The sequence below is a fragment of the Photorhabdus caribbeanensis genome (assembly GCF_018448885.1).
In the GTDB taxonomy this organism is placed as follows: domain Bacteria; phylum Pseudomonadota; class Gammaproteobacteria; order Enterobacterales; family Enterobacteriaceae; genus Photorhabdus; species Photorhabdus caribbeanensis.
This window is the reverse complement of the sequence record NZ_RCWB01000031.1, coordinates 1-20,646: the sequence shown is the minus strand read 5'-3', so window position 1 is coordinate 20,646 and position 20,646 is coordinate 1. Positions and strand designations below refer to the sequence as shown.

The following is a 20,646-nucleotide window of genomic DNA, read 5'->3' as shown; positions in this document are numbered from 1 at the left end:
TTCCCAATAAATAAAGGCGATTCTATGAGTCATGATATTAGCCCGTTGTTAAAGAAAATAGGTAATAAATATAACTTCACCGATAAAATAATTGAATTAGGTTATAAATCTATTTTTGATATTATAAGAATTCCCCGTAGTCTATTTTTAAAGAAGTATAATTCAAATCATCAGATAGCAGATATTTATGATATGGCAAACAGCTATGCTATACAAATAGCCCGTAAATTTCGCCAGCAGCATTACACTCATGATACATATGCCAGAAGTTATTCTTCGCTTTCATTAAAACAAGGTCCTCAATATCAATCCTTATTTCAGGATAATTGGCAGCAATACTGTCCAAATGGCGCACCGGAAGCAAATAATTCACCGGTTGCTTATTTAGCAGAGATTTATAAATTAGCGATGGATATTGAACTCAATGCAGAGGATGAGGCAATTAAAATCGATGAGCGCCGTTCTGATTTAGCGCATTTAATGCTGGATGAAGTCAGTATTAATCAGGAGATTTCAACACTGTCATTGGTTAATACTATGCTAAGTCAACGTTTGGAAGCTATGTTAAAACAACAAGGAAAGACCAATTTATCCAGTTATGATCTTTTGGCTAATGTACGTTATCCATTCCAACTCCCTTATGATTATGCGCAAAACCAAATTAACCTAACATTTGATAATAAAAAACTTTTTTGTTTGGAAATGATACAACAGACAGATAAGCGTTATCCTTATTTTCTTAAATCTAATCTAAATATTGCTAATGGAGAATTTGTCCCCCCTTTGGCAAATCAGCTAGGTATTTGCCAACAAAAAATAATTAATGAGCCGTTAAATCCATCTAATAGTCAATTCTATCAAGATAATTATGGCGTTAATAATGCAGAGTTACTTGAATTGTTATCGACTTTTATTGCACAAACAGCTCTTTCTGTCGCAGAAGTTGAGCAATTATTATGTATAAAAGGAATATCTACCAATAAAGGGGGGGCATTAGAACAAAATAATGTGAGATTATCTAAAAATGTGCTTAATTTAACTATACCTGCGACTCCTTATAGTTATGGCGCTGTTTTTATTAATGGGCCAAATGCAAAAGAGAGTGATTTTTTACATTTGTATCGTGAATTTGTCTCCAGTGATCATTTGCCACAAGAGATAAATAAACTGTCCGGTGTGAATCATCAACGCTTTGATAGATTAAATCGCATGATACGATTGTGGAAATGGGTTAATTTGCCGGTAGATAAAATTGATTTATTGGTGACTGCAACTATGCGGGCAGAAGGGGATGCAAATAAACAATTACAGATGAATGATAATACCTTACGTATGTTAGGGATTTTTCATCATTGGAATAAAAAATATCATATTTCACCTGATGATTTTGCCGCATTAATATATCAAATTACCCCTTTCTCGACGGGTACAGATATTTCTTTCTTCGATCAGATTTTCAATTCATCTTCGTTATTTGATGAGCCATTGATGATTGATGATCGTGAGTTTTATTCGGAGACAAAACAGGATGATAAGATTATTAGCAAATTATGTGCTGGATTGAAAATTGCAGCGAAGGATTTTACTCTATTAGCGCCATTAGTTGCTGAATCGATAGGTAAAAAAAGTTTAACATGTTCACTTCCTGTTGTTTCTGCGTTTTATCGCATTGTGCGATTGTCAAGAATGTTGGGGTTAACACCACAGGAAGGTGTGGTTCTGTTAACGCTGATAGGTGGAAATAAAATATTAAAACAGGTTGCTGGTATGCCTTATTTATCGCAGGAAGGAAATAATAGGCAAACAGATATGTTTGATATTATGATTGCGATGGAGCAAACCACAGAATGGTTGAGAATAAATAAATTATCTGTTGGTACGCTTCAACTATTCTTATTACCAGCTAATGAAGTTGTTATGACCGGCAATGCGGCGCAGGTGGCCTTTATTAATCAAGTTGGATTGCATCGTAATTCAGCGAGTTTAACCCTGGAAAGTTTATCATCAAATATCTTACCTGCATTAGATGATAATGGTGATTTGATTGATTGGTTAACTCCACGTCAAACTGTTTTAAATGCAGTATCGCATCAAAAATATGGTTTGGTTAAGCCTGAGGTTAATATTAATGATGAAATTAATAAAGCGATAAAAAGTATATTACTTGATGATAAAGTCAAAGTATCTATTACTGAACAATGGGCTGCAATTATTACTCAAGCTCAATCTGCACAAAATGCAATATCGGCCAGTATGTTGGCAAATGCATTTCAGCTATCACAACCGTTTCCTCTATTTATTTTAAACTGGATCGGCTCAAGTAGTTATGATTTTTTATTAAAGTCATTTGAATTGTTTGATAAGAAAAATTTACAGCCAGAAATGATCAGTCAGGATTATCTGATACTGATGTATGATTTATCGCGATATATTTCAGTGATTAAGATTTTCCAACTGAGTACTGTGATGTTGAAGCATTTTTCTGAACATCCTGAATGGTTTGGCTGCCAGAATACGCAACTTTCTTTATCAGTTATTTATTATTTCAGTCGCTACCGAGATTGGATGCAATTAGTTTTTTCTTTAGATAACGCGGAAGATAAAATATTGCGTTATTTGGAACTAGTCAATACGGATAATCAAAATAACGATAAAACTAATATGGTGAAAATATTAACTGAACTATTGTCATGGCAGAGTGATGAAGTGCTATTAGCTAATTCACATATTATTGGAAAAGAAGATAATACAGCAAAAACATTGGCTGAAATAGATATCATGATGAGACTTAAAGTTTGGTCTGAGGAAATGGCGCTTTCCATGCGTTCATTATTAGCGACAATAAATATCAATGCTCATTCCTCTTATGAGGATTATAAACAGGTTGGTACAGCGATGGTAGCAACTCTGTAAAAGTAATTTTCATGGTGGAATAAAAAATTTTAATAGAGGTTCAGGATATGAAAAATATTGTTTCTAAAAAATTAGCTGAGAATGTGCGTAATGGATTGGTTAGTTATTACTTAGGGAATATTGCAAAAACAGCGAATGTACCTGATTTAAAAACGCCGGATGATTTGTATCAATATTTACTTATTGATAATCAGGTATCTAGTCAGGTTAATACCAGTGTCGTTGCACAAGCGATTTCCAGTGTTCAGCAATATATTAATGGCATTATGCTTAACATGGAACCAGGGTATGATTATCAATATGAAGATAAAGTAGAAAAATGGAATAATGTTTTAAGCCAATATAATATTTGGGCTGGTTTTCAACAGTTATGGAATTATCCAGAGAATTATATTAGCCCTATATTACGTCAGGGTAAAACAAGTGATTTTAAAGAGTTGGAGAATAATTTAAATAAAGGTAAATTGAGTGATGAAGTTGTTCAAGAAGTTATATTGAATTATTTGAATAAATTTGAAGAGATAAGTAATTTAGAGTTAATGAGTGGCTATATCAATACGACTAAAGAATTGGCACCCGCTCAGGCTGAATATTATTTCATTGGTAAGATGAATATTACGCCAGGTCAATATTACTGGCGATCGCTGAATATGGCTAATCGCAATATGCAAGATGTCATTAACCCGACAGCTTGGCAAGAGTGGGAAAAAATTGGTATTCCTGCTACTGGGGAAGTGATTAAGATCCGGCCAATTGTTATTGATGGTCGTCTTCATATCGTTTGGTTGGCACATGAAGCTGATAATAATAAAGAAGAAGATTATTATAGTATTAATTTGATATATCGAAAATTTAATGGTGAATGGAGCCTTCCAAATAAATTACGTACTTTTACTGGCGATAAGAATAAAGTTAATGATGACTTTGAACTGATTGCATTAATGGATTTACGAGCTGAACCGGTATTAGTTATTTCTGCTATTTATAAATCAGTAAAAGAAGAACATTATCCGTATTCTTGTAATTTACTATTTAATGAAGTTCCTGTGCCTCTGGTTGGTGATAAGTCATTAGATCTCTATATTTATCAACAGATGAAATCTAATCCTACGGAAGATCTTACACAATCAAATATGTTGTCAGCCTATTTTGGGGATGCATATAAATTAGTTGATAAACCTGTTTATCTGGAGTCAGGAAGTTATCCTGGGCTTGCTACAGGGAAAATGACACTATTTGCTGAAATGGGGAGTAGAAAATTACGTCTTAGTGGTAATAATAGTTTGTCGATTGGGAAAGAGATTATTAAATCTGTAGCATGTGATATTGATCTTAAAAGTAAATCTAGTGAAGCAGGAAAGGTTAATATTTCACTCGCTGATGGCGCTAAAGAAAATAATGGAAAAATAACAGTTTCTGTCGCGGTGACTATTAATGATAATAGTTATGCATCAGGTGACTATTTTTATATTATGTTTAATTCTAGCCAGAGTGGTTATCCTGAGTTGAACGTTAATTTTTCTGAATGGGGACAAAAGCAAGGTAATGCCTATCATTTTACCAAAGAAATGGAAGTACCGTTATCTGGACTAAAAGAAGCTAAAGTATTTAGTTCAGAACTCAATAAATCGGGTGGTAAACTTGTTGCTTCTGGAGATGGAACGCCAAAAGTAGATATTGACCATTCAGGTTATCGGGAGGCTGATTTTTGTTTATGGCATACTAACGGAGGGAACGATAGTCTGTTATATTCAAAACGCCAATTACTTAATGGGAATAGTATTATTCCTACGGTAGAACTTGATTTCGATGAAATAAATGGTAATGATTCGAGTGTATTTTTAAAATTAGGTTATAAGAAAGAGGGCGAAGATGCGGATTTAGGTTATAACTATTATGAGGTTAAAATAAGTAAAACGCCCTATCCTAATTTGCTGTTGACCTATAATAAAAAAACGCAAGCACAGTATCTGGATATTACTGAATTGCAATTTAAATATCGATCTATCAGATTAAATACCCTATTTGGCAAGGAGCTTATTGCGCGGGCTAACCATTGTATTGCTGATGTACTGAGTTGGGAGGCGCAACATATTAAAGAGCCATCTATTCCAGGGAGTGATGAAAATAATGATTCAGCGCTTAACGGAGCAAATAGTATTTATTTTTGGGAGCTTTTCTTCCATGTGCCTTATTTAGTTGCGTATCAACTCAATGCTTCACAACAATATCAGGATGCTCAAAACTGGTTGCACTATATTTTCAACCCAGGAGTAAAAAATAAGGCTAATGGTAGCCCAAGCTATTGGAATTGCAGCCTGTTAGCAGTTTCTCAAGATAGTTCAGCACAACTAAAAGAATTACAAGATCCAGATGCGATAGCTTATGCCGATCCGGTACATTATAAGAAAGCCATATTTCAAATGTATGTGCAGAACTTAATTGATTTTGGTGATAGTTTTTATCGCTTTCTGACCAATGATGGGCTTAATAATGCTAAATTACGCTATCTTCAAGCGCAGCAATTACTTGGCTCCAGACCTGATTTTGATTTAGTCAGTCATTGGCTGCCGATTGAATTGGCAGATGTCACCTCTTCAAAGAATAATAAATTACGCGAATTTGAGCGTAATATTGATCCTGATATATTAATTGATCTACCAACGACTAAAGTCAGTGCTCATACGGCGGTGGATAATGCGATATTCAGAGTGCCTTTGAACAATGATTTACTGCGGTATTGGGATATTTTATCCAGCAGATTTTATAATTTGCGCCATAATTTAACTTTAGATGGTAAACCTTTGTCGTTACCATTATATGCAACGCCTGTCGATCCAAAAAATTTGCTCGCTTTAGTGGCAAATGGTGGATCATTATTGGCAGCAAGTAGCACGGCTATTTTGAATATACCGCCTTATCGTTTTCGGGCATTATTACCTAGTGTTTATCATGCGGTAGATACATTAAGTCATTTTGGCGATTTACTCTTGAGTGCGCAAGAACGTAAAGATCGTGCGGAACAGGAAGAGTTGAATCAATTACATTTGAAAGAATTAGCTGTTTTCACCATTTCATTGCAGAAAGATGCTGTCGCAATTGCTGAAAAAGGGAAAGAGGCATTATTAAAAAGTCAGCAGACATTACAACAACGGATTGATCATTATAAGGCGCTTTATGATGAAAACATTTCTACCGATGAAACCAATGCTCTGAATTTACAAGGTACGGCAAAAATTATTTCTTCTGTTGAAGAAGGAATGTTAACCGCCGCCGGTGCCGCTTCGCTGATACCTAGCATTGCGGGAACATCATTTGGCGGGCAACGATGGCATATGCCGCTTGTTTGTTCTGCGGGTATTACACGTACTGCATCATTAATTATGCAAATGGCGAGTGATACATTAAGTATTAAAGCGGGTTATAACCGGCGACGTGAAGAGTGGGAGATTCAATATAAACAGGCGGAAAGTGAGCTGGAAATGTTGAAAAAACAGCTTGAACAGCAAGAGGCGCAAATTTCCGCCGCGAATACAACATTACAACAATCTCAGGCTCAACTGCAAAAAGAGCAGGATATGTATCAGTTTCTTACTGTGGCTAGGATAACGAAATCTTCGCTTTATCAATGGCTGAATGATCAGATGATGTCATTATATCGTCAGGCTTATGATGCGGTGCTTTCGCTATGTTTAAATGCACAAGCATGCTGGCAATATGAAATGGGGGATTTTACCACACAATTTATTGTGCAAAATGGTTGGGACGATAACCATAATGGTTTATTGGTAGGAGAAAAAATTAAACTGAATCTATTGAAAATGGAGTCGGCTTATTTGAATCGTAATGAACGTCGTTTAGAATTAACTAAAACGATCTCGTTAAAAAATCTATTATCTGATACGAAAAAATGGCAAGATATTCAATCTGAACTTAAAACTGGTGAAGGAATTACATTTATACTGAACGAGAAATTATTTGATCAAGATTATGCCGGGCATTATTTACGCCAGATCACGTCTGTATCGGTCACGCTGCCGACATTAATTGGTCCTTATCAGGATATTAAGGCGACTTTAACTCAAACCAAAAGTTATACATTGAAAACACCGGATATTAATGGTGTGAAATATTTACTTTCAAATAAAGAAGGCGATAATAAACAGATTGTTACGAATTTGAGAGCGAGCCAACAAATCGCACTTTCATCAGGGATTAATGATAGCGGTACATTTAATCTTAATTTTGGTGATGATCGTTATTTACCTTTTGAAGGAACGGGTGCGGTTTCTGACTGGAAACTCACCTTCCCATCAGCGGCAACAGACAATATACAGCGAGATATTCTGGATAATTTGACAGATATTATTTTACATGTACGTTATACCGCGAAGGATGGTGGTGAGGCATTTTCCGGTCAAGTAAGAGAACTACTTAAATAATACGTTTATTGTTGTTTTTGTATTGAATCAGGAGCCTGGGAAATTTAATTATATTATTTACCAGGTTCTTGCTGTTTTAGTCGAGAATTAGGTCATGATGAACAATACGTTAAAAATTGACGGCCATGTGGCTGTTATCACTTTTGATCCAGAAATCGAGATGTTTCGTGGTGAATTTGTTGGGTTGAATGCGGCGCAGACTTTTACGCCTATAGCGTCGATGAGTTGAAGAAAGAAGGGACTAAATCTTTGGCGATCTTCTTTGATGAGTGTCAAAAAGAGGGTATAGAACCTTACAAATTGTATAGCGGCAAAGTAACCACGCGTCTGTCACCAGAGCGTCATCGGGCGCTTGCTATCACTGCACAATCTACTAATCAATCTATCAATGAACTGCTTAATGAGGGTGTTGATTTGGTCATTGAAAAGCATTCTTGAGGATTATAGGCCGCCATTTGGCGGCCTGTTGATCTAAAAGTCAGGATCTTCTGCAATCAAACTCACTGCTGCTTTTCTCGGCTAAAATAAACATCCCAAATGGATGAATTTCCAGATAATAATTATCGCCAACATCGGGTTGCAATTGGGTAGCGTTAATCTGTAACAACAGAGTTTGCCCTTGCCAATCGACTGTGACTTCATATTGTGGCCCCATGTAAGCCACATGGCTAATGGTGCAGCGTTGGTTGCTATTTCCATGATGGCTCAGGGTAATCGCTTCCGGTCTGACGCCTACCGTTACCGATTGCCGGTTGGTGGTGAAGTTTGCTGGTCGTGGCAGGCGATATTGGAAAATTTCAACATAACTAGTACCCAAAGTCGCCGGGAAGATATTGGCATCTCCCATAAAACTTGCCATAAACTCAGACGCCGGTTGGCGATAGAGTGTTTGTGGCGTGCCGATTTGCATGATTTTACCTTTATTCATCACCAGTACCGCATCGGAAACTGCAAATGCTTCACTTTGATCATGGGTAACGTATAGCGAGGTAATATTAAATTGCTGCTGTAATTCGCGAATTTTCTCGCGCATACTGCGGCGCAGATTGGCATCAAGGTTACTCAGCGGTTCATCGAAAAGTAACACTTTAGGCTTGAGGATCAGTGCGCGAGCGAGAGCGACACGCTGTTGTTGACCACCGGAGATTTGGTCTACGTAACGATCTTCAAAGCCGCCTAAGTCCACCAGCTCCAGCGCCTCTTTAACCCGTTCCCGTATTTCTGCTTTAGGCCGCCCTAGCATTTTCAGCCCGTAGCCAATATTTTCCCCCAGTGACATATGCGGGAATAGGGCATAGGACTGAAAGACCATGCAGATATCTCGTTGCTGAATAGAGCGATCTGTGACGTCTTCACCGTCAATGAAAATTTTACCTGCGCTAGGTTTCTCCAGCCCGGCAACCAGACGTAATACGGTGGTTTTGCCGCAGCCGGATGGCCCTAACAGTGTCACCATATGTCCCTGCGGAATAGATAGGTCCAGATTATCGATCACGGTGTTGCTACCGAACCGTTTGGTTACATTTTTCAGTTCGACAAAATTTTGTTGTGTCATGTCGTCACTCCGTGATTACTGTGTATTTTTGGCTTTGGAACGCGAGATCCGCGCTTCGCCAATCAGGTAGTCAAATAAGAAAATAATAGCCAGCATAACCACAATCAGGATCGAGCCATAAGCGATAGCCACTCCGTATTCGCCATCTTCCACTCGATTCAGAATATAAGAGGTCGCTACGCGGGTGTCTGGTGTCACCAGGAAGACAATCGCGCTGACGGTGGTAATCGCACGAACGAAGCTGTAGATCAGCGCAGATAAAATCGCCGGGCGCAGTAAGGGTAATAGTATATGGAAGATGGTTTTCATCGATCCGGCACGCAGGCTGAGTGAAGCTTCATCCAGTGATTTATCAATTTGTCCAAGACCGGCAATCCCTGCCCGGATACCTACCGGTACATTGCGCATGGTCATGGAGATAATGACGATTGCCGCAGTTCCGGTGAGATAAAAAGGTGAATCGTTAAAGGCCAGAATGTAGGAAACCCCGGCGACGGTGCCCGGTACGGCAAAGCACAGCATGGTAGTGAATTCGATGGTTTTTTTACCGCGAAATTCCTGACGTACGACAATGTAGGCAATTAGCAAACCGAGGATGGCGGTAATGGGGGCCGCGATACCGGCGTAGAGCAGGGTATCCAGTAATGATGGCCATGCGCCATCGTGCATACCTTGACCGAACAGTTTGATAAAGTTATCGAAGGTCAGGGTGTAATCCACGCCCCAGTTGACGGTGAAACTGCCGTAAAAGATGCTGCCGTATAACAGAATGTTGAACACAACCCAGATAAATAGAATGGTACAGACGCCCCAAACCAGTGAAGTTGGCAACGGTTGTACATCACCACGGTAGGATTTGCCGGAAACTGTGACGTAGGAACGTTTACCAATCCACAGATATTGCACGCAGAAGACCAGTAGCGAGAAGACCAGCAGCGAAGCGCCGAGAGTACTGGCGGCTTGATAGTCGAGTTGAGAACCGGTGATATAGAAATAGATTTGGGTCGCCAGTACGTCAAAGCTACCGCCCAGTACCAGTGGGTTACTGAAATCTGCCAGCGACTGGACAATGACAATCAGGAAAGAGTTCGCCAGTGCTGGTTTCAACAGTGGGATAAAAACATTGAAGAACGTCTGATAGCGATTGGCACGCAGAGTATAGGCAGCTTCTTCCAATGAGGGATGGATGGTTTTGATAGCGCCATCAAGGATCATAAATGCCATTGGGGTGAAGGCCAGAACTTGCGCCAGCCAGATGCCGGTAAAGCCATACAGCCAGTTGGTGTTGGTTAGGCCAAACCAGGTTGCCATAAATTCAGTGATATAACCGGAACGGCCCATCATCAGGGTGACGCCTAAACCGACAACAAACGGTGGTGTGACGATAGGTAAGATGGAGAATACCCGGCCAATAATCGCGGAACGGCGGGCGATGCGGGCGGTATAAATTGCCAGCACCAGCCCGAAGAAGGTGCAACCTGCGCCAACCGCCAGCGAAAGCAAAACAGAGTTGATGATAACCTGAATAATGTGTGCTTGCCCCAGGATCGATATAAAAGCAAATGGGGCAAACTGACCGGCATCATCCGTAAACATCGGAATAAAGATGGCAATACTCGGATAAAGGATAAATATGCCGATGAGGGCAATAACCGTGACTAATGAACCGATAACAAAACTATCACCACCTAACCATTCAAGGCGAGACAGGGCCAGAGTAATAATCGCGCCTAGCGAGATAAACAGGAGAATCGTAGAGTAGCCCAGCCCGCGACCGATAATAGCCGCGCTGATAACCACAAATAGCGCACATAATAAGGCATAACCTGCATCAAAATAGTGGCGGCTATGCTGATTGCGGTTTGCTGGTGTGAGCGGACGTAGCAGCAGCGCCGAGGGCAGCAGGAACCACAGTAAGCTGATGTTTAATCCGTTCCAGCCGTAGGCGGCGAGCAGTTCATCTTGAGTAGATTCGAATAGGCCGTAGTCCAGGCTCCATGATGGCAAAAGCGCGAAGGCCAGCCACATCAAAGCAACCCACCAGAACACGGCATCCTGCTTTTGTCTGATAGGCAGAATAAAGGTGTGAGACATAATTTCCTTCTATTTTATTATTGTGTGGTAGCAGCAGTAAGCAGCCATCCTTTGAGGCATTATTGGTGCGGGAACATAAAGTAGCCTGACGGATAGCTTCTTAAGGGCGGGAAATGCTCCGCCCTTGACTGGCTTTATTTCGCCATTTTCACTTCTGTCACCCATTTGGTAATTAATTCTTTGCGTACATCACTGGCGCCATATTTATCCATGTCGTAATTGATTAGTTTCAGATCGGATAATTTAAGTGCCAAAGGAGCCGCTTTCGCCTTGGTGTTGGTCAGGATCTGATAAGCTTTCCCTTTCTTCCAGCTCAATTCTTGTGCTTCTTTGGATAACACCCAGTCAACAAACAGTTTGGCGTTGTCCATATTGCGGGCATTTTTGATGATACTTACGCCGCCGATTTCATAACCGGTGCTTTCACATGGCGCGATAAGTTTTAGTGGTGCGCCATTTTCTATTTCTAATGAGTAATCATGCAGGAAACCGATACCAATCGCGGATTCGCCGCGGGCGGCATTTCGTGCTGGGGCAATGCCGGATTTGGTGTACTGAGAAATATTAGCGTTTAGTTTTTTCAGATAATCAAATGCCTGATCTTTGCCCCATAACTGAACAAAGGTCGCTAATGCAGTGTATGCGGTGCCTGAACTTTGAGGATCGGCAATCTGAATTTCGCCTTTATATATTGGTTTGGTGAGATCTTTCCAGCAGGTTGGAATCGGCAGATTTTTCTCTTTTAGGCGTTCAGTGTTGACGCCGTAGCCAAGAATACCGACATAAACGGCGGAGCTGTAGTTGCCTTTACGTTTAGCCGGGTCGCGGAACTGCGGCATGATTTGCGTCAGATTAGGGGATTTGTAAGGCTCTAGCAGATCCATCTCTCCCGCTTGAGATTGTGGGTCCAGAGTCCCGCCGTACCAGACATCCGCTTGTGGATTGCGTTTTTCGGCTTCAATTTTTGCCAAGGTACTGCCTGAGCCATTACGGACAAAAGTGGTTTTTACATTGTATTTTTCACCGAATGCTCTGGTTTCAGTTTCACACATAGCGTTAGTGGCGCTGCAATAAACGATCAATCGTCCGGCGGCTTGAGCGCTGTTGGTAAATGCAGCAACGACCAAACCGGCTGCGATAAGTGTAGAGAGAGGTTTCAGTTTCATTGTCTTATCCTTAGTATTCAAAACTGCTTATTATTAGAAAGTAGTGATGCTACTCCATGTTCCCTTTTGCTAACGTCGGCCATTAACAGTGGCATCAACAGCAGACCCATCATGGCGGCTGCGGCGGTGAGCAGGGCGAACATCCCTGACCAGCCATAGTGGGCAACCACTTGGCTTAGCGGCCAACCTGCGATTGCCGCGCCCAGGTAGGCGTATAATCCCAGATAGCCCGTGACAGTGCCGGCGGCTTGTTTATGGCAATATTCTGTTGCTGCCAGCCCAATTAGCATTTGCGGGCCAAATACAAAAAAACCGATACTGAAAAAACAGGCTGCCAACAGCGCGTAGTGATGAATGGGAGTCAGCCACAATGCGGTGACAGCCATGAACAGTCCAAGCGCGAATAGCAGAATCATTGGCGCGCGTTGGCCGCGGAACAGTAAATCAGATCCCCAACCGGAAAATAGGGCGCCGGTTAAACCACCGAGTTCAAACAACGAGAGCGTCGCATTGGCACTGAGCAGATTGGCGCCATGTGTTTCCGACAACCACAGATTTCCCCAATCGTTAATCGCCATTCTGATGAGATAGACCAGAATGTAGGAGAATCCTAGCAACCAGATAGTTCGGTTAGTTAAGATCGTATCCCGCAATATCTGCATCATCGGCATGGGGGGCGATAGCTGTTCGTGTCGAAGCTCCAGTAAATCCTGCCGCCACTGCCCCACACTGGGCAAACCTTGTTGTCGTGGTATGCCGCATAACTGATGGCAGAGCCAGATGCCTAATAAAATGCCGATAATTCCCGGCATCATCAGCGCTGTTTGCCAGCCGTAACTTGTCGCCAGAAAAGCGGCCAACATTGGGACGGTAATGCCGACAATATTGATGGATGTATTCCAGCATCCCCACCAGAAGCCCCGCTCATTGCGGGAATACCAGTGTGTCAGCAATCTGGCGCAGGGCGGCCAGCCCCATCCCTGAAAGAAGCCGTTTAGTGTCCAGATGATCAGCAGTGCGGAAAATGATGAGCAGAAAGCAAAGATAATGTTTAACACACCTGTCATCACTAATCCGGCGCCCATAAACCAGCGATAGCCGGTGCGATCATGAAATACGCCGGAAATAAATTTTGAGCTGCCGTAAGCCAGATAGAACAGACTGGTTATCCAGCCGATATGCCCTTTATCCAGTCCTAATTCCGATTGCATAACGGGCATGACGAAGTTGAAGCTTTTTCGCGTCAGATAAAATGCGGCATAGCCAATGATCATGGAAATTAGCAGACGACCACGCCAGCGGCGATAGTGTTGTGAAATCTGTTCCTGGCTGGTGGCTTGCATACGAGGCTCCTCCATGAAAAGAAAATGTAAAGAAAAATTAATGAAAGTGGATGGGGTAAGGTTTTAGGAAACTAGGAATAATTCTTATTTATGCCTGATTTTCATCAGAATTTGTGGGCAGGTTAACAGTTATGCGTGTGCCGTTATCATTACTTAATTGCCAATCTCCCCCTAATGCACGGATACGTTCTTCAATACCCTGGAGGCCAAATCCGCCTTTTATTTTGTCTTCTGCAATGCCGATGCCGTTATCACTAATTCTGAGTTCGATCACATCCCGGTATTGCCGCAGGATGATAGCGATTCGAGTCGCTTGAGCATGCTTGCTGATATTGTTCAGTAACTCTTGAACCAAGCGGTAAAGGGTAAAAACCACCGTTTCATCCGTTGGATTTTGAGGAAGCTGATAATCCAATTGGCAATCGATATTTTGTTCTTTAAATGCAAGTTCATGGATCAAATGGTGAAGTGCTTTTTCTAAAGACATCTCTTCTAAAACCGGTGGGCGCAATTGGCGTAATAATTGACGTGTGGATTGATGAATCTGTTGGGCAAGATGATTGATTTGCTCTGCGATCATTTCTGTTGCCGGGGTAGCGGCGGTACGTTTTATCAGCGTTGCCTGAATTTGAATGGCGGTAATATTCTGACCAATTTCATCATGTAACTCGCGGGCGATGCTTTTACAAACGTTTTCTTCTGTGTGAATCAGTTTCTTCATCAGGATACGGCGGGCGGTTAACTCCCGTTCTAGCAATTCACGGTAACGTTGCAAATTTTCAGCGAGCTGTTGCTGACGGCTGATTGCTATCCCCAAGCCCATGCCTAATAAGGACTGAATGGTCAGGAACATTTCCAGTTCGCTTAAGTCGTTAAAAGTGCCACTGAATTGCCGAGCTGATGTGATCATTAGACTGCCTAACAGAGCCGCCAATACGCCGCCTTGCCAGCCATAACGGTAGGCCATAAAGACATTGGGAATAAATATGAGAATGATTAAAAGATTCTCAATTTCTGGTGACATAAAGATCTGAGCGCTTAACCCGAGCAAGCAGAATAGACAGCACCACATCAACAAGGAAGGGCGTAACTGCGGATCAGGATCGCTCGGTTGCAGCATATTTCTTAGATGTTGCTGACGCAGATATTCATGGATCAGATAAACAAAAGGTGACAGCAAAACGCCACCGGTTATCGAGGTAAGAAACAGATGGCTGGCGCCGACAGTCAGCGTAAACCCCAGACAAACGGCTTGTAACACACTATTGGCGGCTACGCCGGCTAGCAGAATCGAGAGCCGTTGCCAATACAGGGTATAGCGTCCCCAGAATTGCTGCACTGTAAGGGCAGGTATTAGGCTGAGAAAGGGTGATAGCAGAATGATATTGTGAGTAATAAGTTGTTCACTGCCGAGCCATAGCAAAATAATAATCTCAGTGGCTAATAAGGTTGGTAAGTAACGACGCCCCAGTAGGATAAACAGTGCCAGCCGCAACCCTTGTGGCAAAAGCAGTGCCGCTTGTTGCCCGTTATCATTCAGGTAGAAGCTGATAGTCCACAGAGCAAGCCAACTCAGTGAATAGAAAAACAGCAGAAAAAGTGATATCAGGCCAAATCGTGATCCTCTGTTCATAAGTTCCCCGTTAGAATCTGGTGTTGCAGAGCGTAATGAACCAGATCAATAGTGCTATTGCACTGGAGTTTGCTAAGAATATTGGCACGATGAACATGAACTGTTTTATGGCTGAGGTTGAGTTGTTCTGCGATAGTTTTAACATTGATGCCATTGATAAGTAGAGAAAATATTTCCCGTTCTCTGGGCGTCAGAATTTGCAGTGCTTTAATCTCTTGTGGTGTCTGACGCAGTGCTTTTAGTGCATCGGCGCACAAGTAGCAACCGCCTTGATGTACGGAACGTACTGCCTGTACTAATTCTTCCGGGCCGCATCGTTTGGTGAGATAGCCGCAGGCGCCGGCATCCAGCGCACTTTGTACAAATGCCGTGGTGTCATAAATACTGAGAATAATGGTACGAAAATCAGGCCGTTTTTGCCGTAACCGGGTGAGCAGGTGTAAACCGCTTTCATCGGGCATATCGATATCCATCACAGCAACGTCAATCGGGTTTCTGAGTAAACCCAACCAAGCTTCTTTGGCATTGGCGTATTGCCCGGCGATTTCAAGATCCTTTTCAAGCGCGAGTAGTTGAGCAAAGCCGGAACGGACCACTACGTGGTCGTCAATAAGTGCAACTCTAATCATAAGTTTTCGTTAATGGATAATGGTTAATGAAATAATTTATATGATGTGCAGGAAAGGCAGGTTGTGCAAATTAATCAACTAAATCTGCAAGAAAGCTAACAAATTTAGTGAATTGTCGGATGACTAAGTAGATGGAGGGAAAGATGGTTTGTTAACTATGAATTTATGAGCCACCTTTATGCTCTGAGTACTGGCGTGGCGCAAGCCAGAAAAATAGGGATTGGCAAAAACCGCCGTAAACCCTCGCATTGGGCTAGGATTTACGGGGCAATTGTTAAAAAAAGCCTTTTTTATCTATCAGCGTAGTTTTAAAAGCTGGAAAAGATTCCAGGCTAACCACGAAAAAACAGGTAAAAACTTTAATCATCGAAAGTAAAAAGAATTGATTAAGGATTTTTAAAAGTGGGTAAAAAGTCCGATGTCATGCTGATATTGGAAGAGAAAACATCAGAAAAAACAGGTTTTAAATTGATTAAACAAGGTGAAAAAAATAACAGCATTAACCCAATAACAAGAATATATCTTATCAAAATATTTAACAGTATTAACCGCATTAAACCAACTTGCTTAAATAAAAGATTTTGCCTGACTGTAACAAGTTTACGAAAAATCAGAGACTATAGTTGTAGAAAACCAAGCTGGCAATATTAAAAATGATTAAATAAATTGGCGTTAATCTTAATACCGTTATTTATCTGTTACCCTCATTGGTTTTAAACCTAAAAAATCAAATATAGAAAAAGGAGGAAATCTAAATGTCAGTTTAATGAAAACAAGGAGGTTAAATACGGTTCAGAAAATGTAAAAACCTTTCGTCATGGCCGATTTACAATTAAAAACAGATAACCACTCAGAATGAAAACCACTGTACAAGCTTATCATATTTTCAACATTACTTTTTTAACTTTACCGGTGATTAATCAACTAAGGATTAAAAAATAGGTAGTCCATTAATGTCAGCTTTTTAAAAGGCATAGAGTGACTAAAAACAACCTATTCCCTGCTATGTTCAATCCACTTATCAGTAAATCGGTAATACTACACTCCACTTATTTTACATTTGCTTAACCAGCTATGACTATTTAAAAAGATAAACAGGGAGAGATTAAATACTTTATTCAATAGACTGATTTAACCAAGAAAATAAAAATATTCAGTGGCATGATTAATGACGTTTAGTCGAAATTCACTAACCATTAACCGAGAGTTGAAAAGACATAATCACGTAAAATAACATTAATATAATAGATTGACATTAAAGTATTTTTGCACCACCGTTTTACGAAAAAAATCAATAAAAAATACGATAAAGAAGAGATGAAAATATTAATTTAGCAGAATTTAAATGCTAAAAAAGGCGTTATCCTAAGAAACATTAATGGTATCTCTATACTAGAGAACTATTTATCAGCGACTTATAAAGAAAAAACAAAAGGTGATAATTTATAAAAACTCGCAGAATTACCAGTAAGACAATATTGGTAAAATCATGTCGGTAAAACAGTGTCAGTCAAAATAAATCGGATATGATTAATGTTCGTTTAAACGTAAAACCACGATATATCATTAATGTTTAAATTTAGCAAAAAGCGGATATCCAAAAGATAAAAAACGATTAAAACCAGATGCCGATTAAAATCATACGTTTAAAAAATAACTTTTAATCACCGTTTAAAACCTGCTCTGGTTTTATGGGTATTTCAATTAAAGGCTTTATACTCTATGGATTTCAAGTTGCATCGCGGCGGCCAGGGAGCGAATCCCCGGGAGCATAGGTAACTATGTGACCGGGGTGAGTGAGTGCAGCCAACAAAGAGGCAGCTTGAAAGATGACGGGTATAGCATTGGAGAGTTATGACCGTACCTGTAATCGACAAGCGCCGGTCGGGCAACCACAATTAACCAGGTGTCCCTCCTGCGCGACAGGTATTCCTTGTATATTGAATAAGTTAGAACCTTCCGCAATCGCGCCGGTTTGTTTACAGGCAGGACAAAACACCGAGTCGCCTTTACAGGCAACCGATAGTTGTTGGTTTACCAAATCGGAGCCATTTAAAACCTCGCCTCCGGTTGTTGTAGTATCACCTTTAAGGATAATTTTTTTACTTTCCACTACACTGCGCATTATTTACTCCGTCATATTTTCTGCTTCTCGTATTAAATGCCAGACCGTTGTACCCGTCTCTGCACCTTCAACATCAAAAGCCATCGCCCCCTGAGCAAAGAAGTACTGCTTGCCCGGCAGGCTATCGGTTCGCCAGATCCCGCTGACCAGTGCCGGATGATCACCTCTCAAAGGGGTTACATGCAGCGGTCCCCGGTCATAACGGGCATACCAGGCCAGTGTGGAAATATCATCAAAATGACCTTCGCCATAAAAGTGCAGGGAATGGCCTTCGCGGGGAATGACTCGTATTGGGCGTATCAGTTGGTTAATAGCAAAATAACTCTCCGGGACACTGCCCGGTAGTGGCGTTAAGTCAGGGTATTTGCCTGCGCGGATTATCAGACCATTGGAATAAGGGGTAATCTCCACATCCCGGTAGGGGCGCAGCACCTGACGTATCCAGAATTCTCCACCCAGTCGGTTTACAAATCGTTTGGACAGCAGGGTGATCCAGTTAATGCCACGGATAGAGTGTTCATACTGTAATTTAGCTGTATGAACTGCGGAGTTCACTTGCAGGGAAGGGTAACGTTGCGCCAGTTGGTACTCTAAAGGAAAATAGTCATAGTAATCTTTGGGCAGGACCAGACAGTAACCACAGTCACCACTGTCCGGTTCAAGCTGTTCACACAGAAAATCCAGCCAGTCTATAAACCGGGTCATACCCTCTTGCTCTTTCAGATAATCCCAAGGCAGTACCAGACTCAGGTAGGAGCTATCATCGTCACCATTAGCTTCCCGAGAATCCAGGTAACGCATCAGATAACGAGGTGCCTCATCTTCATTTTTGGCATCACTGACCACCCAACCACAAGGCTGGTTTTTTTTCTGGCTAAGAATGCCTTCTTCGACTTTGGCAATATTTTCCGGTGAATATTTTCTTAACCCTTTAAATTCATGACGGTGAAAACGCAGGTGAGGGCCAAACTCTTCGCGAAAGCGGCGGTAGCAGGCCAGAATGCGTTGTTTTTTCTCCTGAGTGTAGCCCTGTTTAAAAAACAGGGTAATTGAGAGACCCAGACGGGAAACAGTCAACCCATCGCCATTTAGGAAAGTAAACGCGGCCAGTTGTGATCTCAACTGGGCAAAGTCATCTACAGTTTCCATCATTTTCTCCGTAAGTTATGAGTCGGTGGATAATCTGTTATTCCCACATATTTGCCGCTTCCCGTATCAGATGCCAGATCGTTGTACCCGTCTCTGCACCTTCAACATCAAAAGCCATCGCACCCTGAGCAAAGAAGTACTGCTTGCCCGGCAGGCTATCGGTTCGCCAGATCCCACTGACCAGTGCCGGATGGTTGCCTTTCAAAGGGGTTACTTGCAACGGTCCCCGGTCATAACGGGCATACCAGGCCAAGGTGGAAGTTGAATTAAAATGCCCCTCACCATAGAAGTGCAATGAATGGCCTTCACGGGGAATGACCCGTATCGGACGTATCAACTGATTAATAGCAAAATAACTCTCCGGGACACTGCCCGGTAGTGGCGTTAAGTCAGGGTATTGACCGGCCCGGATCATCAGACCATTGGAATAAGGGGTAATCTCCACATCCCGGTAGGGGCGCAGCACCTGACGTATCCAGAATTCCCCACCCAATCGGTTTACAAATCGTTTGGACAGCAGGGTGATCCAATTAATGCCACGAATGGAGTGTTCATACTGTAATTTAGCTGTGAACACTGCGGAGTTCACTTGCAGGGAAGGGTAACGTTGCGCTAGTTGATACTCTAAAGGAAAGTAGTCATAGAAGTCGTTGGGTAAGACCAGACTGTAGCCACAGTCCCCACTGTCCGGTTCGAGTTGTTCACACAGAAACTCCAGCCAGGCCATAAAACGAGCCATGCTTTCTTGCTCTTTCAAATAATTCCAGGGCAGCACTAGACTCAGGTAGGAGCTATCATCGTCACCATCAATTTCTCGGGAATCCAGATAATGCATCAGATAGAGAGGAGCTTCATAAAGATTTCTAGCATCACTAACATCCCAGCTAGAAAGCTGGTTTTTTTTCTGATTAAGAATACCGTCTTCCACTTTGGCAATATTTTCCGGTGAATATTTTCTTAACCCTTTAAATTCATGACGGTGAAAACGCAGGTGAGTGCCGAACTCCTCCCGAAAACGCCGGTAACAGGCCAGAATACGCTGTTTTTTCTCCTGGGTGTAACCCTGTTTAAAAAACAGAGTGATAGAAATCCCAAGACGAGAAACAGTCAGCCCATCGCCATTGAGGAAGGTAAACGCGGTCAGTTGTGATTTCAACTGGGCAAAGTCATCTACAGTTTCCATCATTTTCTCCGTAAGTTATGAGTCGGTGGATAATCTGTTATTCCCACATATTTGCCGCTTCCCGTACCAGATGCCAGAGGGTTGTGCCCGGTTCTGCACCTTCAACATCAAAAGACATCGCCCCCTGAGCAAAGAAATACTGCTGGCCAGGCAGGCTATCGGTTCGCCAGATCCCGCTGACCAGTGCCGGATGATCACCTCTCAAAGGGGTTACATGCAGCGGTCCCCGGTCATAACGGGCATACCAGGCCAGTGTGGAAATATCATCAAAATGACCTTCGCCATAAAAGTGCAGGGAATGGCCTTCGCGGGGAATGACTCGTATTGGGCGTATCAGTTGGTTAATAGCAAAATAACTCTCCGGGACACTGCCCGGCAGTGGTGTTAAGTCCGGGTATTGACCGGCCCGGATCA

The 20,646-nt window shown here is 41.8% G+C and carries 14 protein-coding genes; 4 read left to right on the top strand and 10 right to left on the bottom strand.

What is annotated here, in order from left to right; genetic code table 11:
• Window positions 1-24: 24 nt before the first annotated feature.
• The 4 genes from EAE90_RS17915 to EAE90_RS23955 all read left to right on the top strand — a co-directional run bounded on the left by EAE90_RS17915 (window position 25) and on the right by EAE90_RS23955 (window position 7,793).
• A complete protein-coding gene (locus tag EAE90_RS17915) occupies window positions 25-2,913 on the top strand; it encodes a Tc toxin subunit A (RefSeq protein WP_214054617.1) in 2,889 nt (962 codons plus the stop codon).
• 47 nt (window positions 2,914-2,960) lie between these two features.
• On the top strand, window positions 2,961-7,355 hold the full coding sequence (locus tag EAE90_RS17910; RefSeq protein ID WP_214054616.1) for a Tc toxin subunit A-related protein: 4,395 nt from the start codon (window positions 2,961-2,963) through the stop codon (window positions 7,353-7,355).
• Window positions 7,356-7,449: 94 nt separating this feature from the next.
• Entirely contained in the window at window positions 7,450-7,584 is a 135-nt protein-coding gene (locus EAE90_RS24310) for a hypothetical protein (protein ID WP_268747245.1), read from the top strand.
• Window positions 7,581-7,793, top strand: a complete 213-nt coding sequence (locus EAE90_RS23955) for a toxin-antitoxin system HicB family antitoxin (RefSeq protein WP_246550901.1) — start codon at window positions 7,581-7,583, stop codon at window positions 7,791-7,793. Before EAE90_RS24310 ends, EAE90_RS23955 begins: the two co-directional genes overlap by 4 nt.
• A 40-nt stretch (window positions 7,794-7,833) precedes the next feature.
• Here EAE90_RS23955 and fbpC read toward each other — a convergent pair whose 3' ends face one another.
• From fbpC to EAE90_RS17855, 10 genes are all read right to left on the bottom strand, one after another.
• Window positions 7,834-8,910, bottom strand: a complete 1,077-nt coding sequence (gene fbpC / locus EAE90_RS17900) for a ferric ABC transporter ATP-binding protein (protein WP_214054615.1) — start codon at window positions 8,908-8,910, stop codon at window positions 7,834-7,836.
• 15 nt (window positions 8,911-8,925) lie between these two features.
• Entirely contained in the window at window positions 8,926-11,004 is a 2,079-nt protein-coding gene (locus EAE90_RS17895; RefSeq protein ID WP_214054614.1) for an ABC transporter permease, read from the bottom strand.
• Between the two features lie 134 nt (window positions 11,005-11,138).
• Entirely contained in the window at window positions 11,139-12,170 is a 1,032-nt protein-coding gene (locus tag EAE90_RS17890; protein ID WP_214054613.1) for an ABC transporter substrate-binding protein, read from the bottom strand.
• 17 nt (window positions 12,171-12,187) lie between these two features.
• Window positions 12,188-13,528: an MFS transporter family glucose-6-phosphate receptor UhpC gene (gene uhpC, locus EAE90_RS17885; RefSeq protein WP_214054612.1), complete on the bottom strand. Its 1,341-nt coding sequence runs from the start codon at window positions 13,526-13,528 to the stop codon at window positions 12,188-12,190.
• Window positions 13,529-13,601: 73 nt separating this feature from the next.
• On the bottom strand, window positions 13,602-15,146 hold the full coding sequence (locus EAE90_RS17880; RefSeq protein ID WP_214054611.1) for an MASE1 domain-containing sensor histidine kinase: 1,545 nt from the start codon (window positions 15,144-15,146) through the stop codon (window positions 13,602-13,604).
• Window positions 15,143-15,775 carry a response regulator transcription factor gene (locus tag EAE90_RS17875; RefSeq protein ID WP_036782088.1) on the bottom strand — a complete coding sequence of 211 codons (633 nt, stop codon included), beginning with the start codon at window positions 15,773-15,775 and terminating at the stop codon, window positions 15,143-15,145. The genes EAE90_RS17880 and EAE90_RS17875 overlap by 4 nt, the downstream gene beginning before the upstream one ends.
• A gap of 1,852 nt (window positions 15,776-17,627) precedes the next feature.
• Window positions 17,628-17,900: a PAAR domain-containing protein gene (locus EAE90_RS17870; protein WP_214054610.1), complete on the bottom strand. Its 273-nt coding sequence runs from the start codon at window positions 17,898-17,900 to the stop codon at window positions 17,628-17,630.
• Window positions 17,901-17,903: 3 nt separating this feature from the next.
• Window positions 17,904-19,049: a DUF3396 domain-containing protein gene (locus EAE90_RS17865; RefSeq protein WP_214054657.1), complete on the bottom strand. Its 1,146-nt coding sequence runs from the start codon at window positions 19,047-19,049 to the stop codon at window positions 17,904-17,906.
• Between the two features lie 37 nt (window positions 19,050-19,086).
• Window positions 19,087-20,232 carry a DUF3396 domain-containing protein gene (locus tag EAE90_RS17860; RefSeq protein ID WP_214054656.1) on the bottom strand — a complete coding sequence of 382 codons (1,146 nt, stop codon included), beginning with the start codon at window positions 20,230-20,232 and terminating at the stop codon, window positions 19,087-19,089.
• 37 nt (window positions 20,233-20,269) lie between these two features.
• Window positions 20,270-20,646, bottom strand: a 377-nt coding sequence (locus EAE90_RS17855; RefSeq protein ID WP_214054609.1) for a type VI immunity family protein, incomplete at its 5' end; no start/stop codon positions are given.